The organism is Longimicrobiaceae bacterium (assembly GCA_035696245.1).
Lineage (GTDB): Bacteria > Gemmatimonadota > Gemmatimonadetes > Longimicrobiales > Longimicrobiaceae > DASRQW01.
Genome location: DASRQW010000222.1, coordinates 1 through 5973, shown reverse-complemented (window position 1 = coordinate 5973; position 5973 = coordinate 1). Strand labels below are relative to the sequence as shown.

Below are 5973 nucleotides of genomic sequence, written 5' to 3'. Positions count from 1 at the left end.
CGACGTCGCCCCCGCGGAGAGATCCGCGGGGGCGACGTCTGTCTGCCGATCAAGGCGTCTACCGGCTGAGCCAGTAGGTGGCCTTGATGAGGAAGACGTTGTGCGCGGGCTCGGTGAAGACGTGGCGCACGTCGCGGCGGTCGAAGCTGCCGTCCGGGTCGAAGCCGTCGCGCTGCTGCTGCCACACCACGAACAGCGCCGAGCCGGGGTGGTACTCCCACCGCAGCACCGCGTTGCCGCGCAGCGAGCGCACGGTGAAGCTCTGCTCGCCGAAGGCGAAGGACTCCGCCGGACCCGCGCCGTCCGGGTCTACCGTGTACGACGCGTTGCCCTCCGCGTCGACCGTGCGGGCGATGGTGCCCCGGTCGCGCCCGTACACCGCGAAGTCGTAGTCGCGTGGACGCAGGAACTCCTTGTAGTCGCTGAACTTGCCGGACGAGACGAACGGCTGCGCGAACAGCTGCAGGCTCAGCTTGGGCGTGAACGTCCAGTCAAGGCGCGTGTCCATGGAGAGCGTCGTCTGGTCCACGTCGCCGAACACGTACCGGCGGCCGAAGGTGGCGCTGGCCGCCTCGTCGGCCACGGAGCGCACGAACTGCCCGCGGTTGAGGTCGCGCGTGAGGCCGGGCCCCACGCTCACCTGCACCGACGAGGACGGCCGCAGCAGCAGCGACACGCTGCCCTCGCGCGAGTGCCCCGCCTCGCCCTTCTCGGCGACGCTCAGGTTGCCGTTGGCCGACAGGCGCTTGCGCGGGTCGCTGGACCAGTTGAGCGAGGTGGTGACCTGGCGCGGGTTGGCCGCCAGCGGGCCGCCGCGGGTGAGGCGGTCGTTCAGCGTGCGGCCGTAGTACCGCACGTCGCCGCCCAGGAACCACAGGTTCTTGAACGTGCCCTGCGCCGCCACCGCATACCCGTCGAACAGGTAGTCGCCCCCGAAGTTCCACTGGTGGTTGGTGAACGCGTAGTAGGTGTGGTCGCGGAACACGCGGTTGGGCGTGTTGACGCGCCTGCCGATGAAGGTGCTGACGCTGCGCCGGTCGGCGTTGCCCTGGAAGCCCAGGTCGTTGGTCTCGAAGCCGGGGCTCGTCTCCTGGTACGCGACCGACAGGTCGTAGCTGCCGGAGCGCTGGATGGCGAGCGCGCCGTCGCGCCCCAGCAGCGACGTGCGCGAGGAGTCCACCCGCAGGTAGTCCGCGTCGGGCCGCTGGAAGTAGCGGGCGCTGGAGCGCTGGGTGAGCAGCAGCGCGCCGGGCGTGCCGGACACGCGGCTGCCGGACAGGAAGCCGGTGAGCGTCCACAGCCGGTTGGCCCACGCGTGCTCGAAGTCCGCCCCGCCCACGTACGCGTTGCGGCGCACGTCGGCGTCGAACTCGCCGCCGGCCATGTCGCGGTTGGCCGCGGTGACCAGGCCGCCGATCACCGTGTTGCCGGCGTGGTAGTCGTGCCGCAGCCGACCCACGAAGTAGTTGGTCATGGGCTCCACCGGCGCGCCGTGCGTGAGCCCGTCGTCGCCCACGAAGCGGGCGTTCTCGCGCGCCGTGACCGCATCCAGCACGCCCACCGACAGGCCGCCCGGCGTCTTCCCGCTGACCTTTGCGGCGCCCAGGATGGTGGACTGCTGCGGCTGGTCCACGAACTGGAAGCTGTTCGCCAGGTCGTGGTGCGGCGACCGCCCTATGCGGCGCGTGTAGAAGAAGGTGGGCGCCCCGAAGTTGTTGAACGCCTGGATGTTGCCGAAGCTGAAGATGTCGCTGCCCTCCACGAAGAAGGGCCGCTTCTCCGGGAAGAATGTCTCGAACGCCGAGAGGTTCACCACCGCCGGGTCCACCTCCACCTGCCCGAAGTCCGGGTTGATGGTGCCGGTGAGCGTGAGGCCGGCCGGCAGCCCGTACTTCACGTCCGCGCCCACCGAGCCGTGCAGGGCGTTCTGGCGGAAGAAGGGATCGGCGCGCGTGCCGGGCTCGCGCGCCAGGCGGGCGCTGGTGTACGGCTGGAGCTCCAGCCGGCGCGGCGTGCCCAGCCCCGCCAGCCCGCGCAGCTCGCCCTCGCGCGAGACGAAGCCCGCGTAGTTGTTGGGGATCTGCGACCAGTACGAGCGCTCGTCGCGGCGCGCCACGTCGCGCAGGAAGTTGATGCCCCACACCGGCTCCGTCCCCGCCGCCACCTTGCCGTACCGCAGCTGCGACAGGGGGATGCGCATCTCCGCCGTCCAGCCCAGCGAGTCGCGAGTGGCGGCCGCCTCCCACACCGCGTCCCAGTCCGCGTCCTCGTTCGAGTCGTTGGAGTGGAACACGTCCTTCTGCACGCCCATGGGGTTCACGCCGAAGCGGTACGCCGTGCGCCGGTCGTGGTAGCTGTCGATCACCACCTGGAACCAGTCGCTGTAGATGCCGGACGCGTCGCGCCGGGCCAGCTGCGCCGCGATGGAGTCCGGGTGCGCGTCGAGCATGCGGGCGCCCACGTAGATCGCTTCGCCGTCCACCAGCACGCGCACCTCGGTGGGGTCTGTGGCGGGCTGCCCGGAGCGCGGGCGCTGCTGGACGAAGCCGCTGCCCACCTCGGCCGTGGCCCAGGCCGCCTCGTCCAGGCGCCCGTCCACGTGCATGCCCGCGGCGCGCCCGGCGCGCAGGTTGGGCGTGGGCAGCGCCGCGGCCGGCGCGGGCGCGGGCTGCTGCGCCCGCGCGGCGGCGGGAAACCAGGCGAACGCCAGGGCGAGCGCCAGCGAGCGGGCGCGGGTCGGTCTTGCCATCGGGAAGGTCCTCTGCCGGGGCCGGCGGGAAGGGGCCGGGGTCGTGTAAGGGGGACGTGCCTCGCCCCGCGCGGCGCGCGCGGAGTGCTGCCGGAGAGCTATGACGCGTGCCGGCGGCGAAAGGTTGCAACGCGGACGGCAGACGGCCGGCTCAGCGCTCGTGCGGGGCGGCCGAAGTGCAAGCGGATGAGGGGGTTGCGCGGGGAGCGGTTTTCCATATCTTTGTTTCCAGCGCCGGCGGGAAGGTACGCCGGCAGGGCCGTGGGACCTCCGCTGGGGGTCCACGGACGCGGGCCTCCGGGTCCGCAGCAGTCCGCGCCCAATGTCGAACCCTGCATGAAGGAGGTGATCCCTTGGCCAATCCGAGTGCTGCACGCAACCTGACACGGGCAAGCGATCGCCGCGTCGGCGCCTGAGCCGAAGCGCGACACTCTCCGCAGTCGGCAGGTGCCAAGCGGCATCGCGTCGGGTAGCGGCAGACCGAAAGCCCCGCTGGACCTCACGGTCCGGCGGGGCTTTCCCGTTTCCGTCATCTCCGTCAGCCGATCTTCGTACGATCCGGGTTGGGAGATGCGATCCGTTCGACTCGCGTACGGGAGATGTGAATCGAGAGATGGGATGCGGGTGACGGGGTTCGGCAGATGTGGATCGCACGACGTTCGATGCGCATCCGCCGGGATGCCGCGCATCGGCGGAGTCATTCCGGTCCCCACCTCCCGAAAACTGTCGATGTGCATCTAGTGTAGAGCTGCCAGAGTCCCTTTAGCCTTCGTGACCTTCTCATGGATGTGCTTCACGGAGGCTTGCCTGCATTTGTTCTCGGAGAATAACGGAAGCTGAATGCGTCTACATAGTCTCCGGCGTGATCAACCATCCCTTGCTCGTCCAAAAACACCCCGAAAGTAACTGTCTTTAGACGACGATTCTTGACTTTGCCCGAAGCTGTACCAATTCTCTGCATCCTCCGCGGAGAGTCCGGCGCGGGGAATCCCTCCATCCAACGGGCCCGCGGCGGCCCCCCACCCATCCCCCAGGAGCACCGTGCGCAAGCTCACGTTGAACCCCGACGAGCTCGAGGTGGAGTCGTTTCACCTTTCCAGTGGCACCGAGCATCTCCGCGGCACCGTAAAGGGTGCTGGCGATCGGGAACCCCTCACCGTCTTCCTCGGCGACACGTATACCGGCACCATTGCGTGCATGAGCTATTACCCTTGCACACTCCCGGACTTGCCCTCCGGCTTTCTCACGTGTCAGAACTCCTGCTATGGCACGTGTGAGAACACGTGCGGCGATACCTGCGGGGCGACGTGCACGGGCTAATCGTCCTGACGCAGTGAGTGGGTCACGGGGGCGCGGCGACCTGCCGCGCCCCCGTTTTTAGGCGATGCGCCAATCCCCGATCAGCACGACGACCGAGGAGCTGAAGCGAGAAAAGCCGGGGTATGCGGCATCGTGGAGGATCTGCTGTACATGGCGCGCCGTCATGCAGACGGCGCCATTGTGACGATCGCCGAGGAGCGGAGTGGCGAACGAGACTTTGGCGGCACTGCACTCGCCACGATCCCGGCGACGCGCATCTACCGAAAACGCGATGGCCGCATCTCCCAAGGTGGAAGATGCGGCCATCGCGTTTGGATCCGGTGCGGTCTACCGGCGGCCGCTGACGAGGCGCAGGAGGCGGAGCATGCGGATGTAGATCCACGCCAGTGTGACCAGCAGGCTGAAGGCGCCATACCACTCCATGTACTGCGGCGCCCGGCGGCTCACGCCTTCTTCGATGAGCGCGAAGTCCAGCGTGAGGTTGGCCGCGGCCACGCCCAGCACCAGCACGCAGAAGCCGATGCCCAGCGGGCCGCTGTCCCACACGCCCGGCACGCGCACGCCCACGAAGCTGAGCCCGAACGCCAGCAGCATGTACAGGAGCAGCCCGCTGGTGGCGCCCACCACGATCTTGGTGAAGCGCGGCGTGGCGCGCACCAGGCCGGTGACGTACAGCACCAGCATGGCCGCCGCGAGCGCGAACGTGAGGCCCACCGCCAGGATGGGCAGGTCCAGGTACTTGCCGCCGGACAGGACCGCGGAGAAGCCGCCCAGCGCCACGCCCTCGAGCACGGCGTACAGCGGCGCGGTCCACGGCGCCCAGCGCGGCCTCAGCGTGGTCGCGATCGCGCAGACCAAGGCGCCGATCATTCCGACCAGGAAGGCGCCCATCACGGCGTCCTGCTGGCCAGCGTAGTACTGCCACCACACGTAGCCGGCCGAGGCCATGGTCACCGCCAGCAGCACGCCGGTGCGCAGGATGGTGCCGTTGAGCGTCATGACGCCCTGGCCCATCAGCTCGTCGATGCGGTCGGATTCGAAGATGCGGAACGCGGGATTGCTGGAGCGTGTGCTCATGCGTTTTGTACGGGTTGGGGAGACGACCTGGCGGGATGGCACACCGGCGGATTTTCGCGGAGAACCGTGCGACGCGCACGAGACGACCGGCAGATCCTTAACGATACGCATCCTGCGTCGGGCGTGCCGTCGCTGGGATGCCGCACATCGCTTGGGATGGTAAGCGCCGCATCTGCAGTGACGGCCAAGAGTTACACATCGGCCCGGGAACGCGCGGTGCGAATGGTCTGCCGTGACCGCGCATCCCATTCACCATTCCGTGCGGTTCCGTCTGTAGATAAGACCCCCGAGCATGCCACAACGTTGGGTCCGGTCCATCGGAGCAGTGTACGTCCCGGCGTCTCCGCCGCCTCACGACCGCGAAGATGCACGGCGGGCGGTGGCAGGCCGCGGCGGCGGCGGATAGCTTCGGGCGAGCGGCGGAAGAGCCGCCGGGGATCAGACCGAGGAGGGAAGCGGATGGCGGGAATGGTAGATTCGGAGCCGCGGCTGTACTTCGCGTTCCGCGAGCGCGACCTGCTGGTGCGCGACGGAGGCGAGGGCGCGGATGCGTGGGTGCCGGACGGGGACGAGTGGATGCGCCTGGGCCTGCATGCGGTGCGCGAGAACGCGCTGGGCGAGGTGGCGGGCGCCGCGTGCGTGGCCGTGGAGCTGGCGGACGACGCGGAGGCGCCGGAGGGCTACGAGCTCCGCGGCCTGCGCTCGCTGTACGCGCGGCTGCACGAGCCCGTGTTCCGCATGGCCGGGCGCGCGGTGCAGGTGATGGAGTGGGACCGCTCGCACCGGTTCTGCGCCCGCTGCGGCAGCCCGACGGAGCGCATGGCGGG

The 5973-nt window shown here is 69.4% G+C and carries 4 protein-coding genes; 1 reads left to right on the top strand and 3 read right to left on the bottom strand.

What is annotated here, in order from left to right; all coding sequences use genetic code 11:
- Positions 1-58: 58 nt before the first annotated feature.
- The 3 genes from VFE05_10475 to VFE05_10465 form a co-directional block, all read right to left on the bottom strand.
- Entirely contained in the window at positions 59-2749 is a 2691-nt protein-coding gene (locus VFE05_10475; protein HET6230482.1) for a DUF5916 domain-containing protein, read from the bottom strand.
- Between the two features lie 1377 nt (positions 2750-4126).
- Entirely contained in the window at positions 4127-4375 is a 249-nt protein-coding gene (locus VFE05_10470) for a hypothetical protein (protein HET6230481.1), read from the bottom strand.
- Between the two features lie 21 nt (positions 4376-4396).
- A complete protein-coding gene (locus VFE05_10465) occupies positions 4397-5146 on the bottom strand; it encodes a Bax inhibitor-1/YccA family protein (GenBank protein HET6230480.1) in 750 nt (249 codons plus the stop codon).
- Positions 5147-5605: 459 nt separating this feature from the next.
- Here VFE05_10465 and VFE05_10460 point away from each other — a divergent pair.
- Positions 5606-5973 (top strand): NUDIX-like domain-containing protein (locus tag VFE05_10460; protein ID HET6230479.1); only part of this gene is annotated, 368 nt, incomplete at its 3' end.

Excerpts from the sequence above, each read along its gene's own strand:
- VFE05_10475 (HET6230482.1), bottom strand. The coding sequence starts at position 2,749 with ATGGCAAGACCGACCCGCGCCCGCTCGCTGGCGCTCGCCCTGGCGTTC.
- VFE05_10470 (HET6230481.1), bottom strand. The coding sequence starts at position 4,375 with ATGGCCGCATCTTCCACCTTGGGAGATGCGGCCATCGCGTTTTCGGTA.
- VFE05_10465 (HET6230480.1), bottom strand. The coding sequence starts at position 5,146 with ATGAGCACACGCTCCAGCAATCCCGCGTTCCGCATCTTCGAATCCGAC.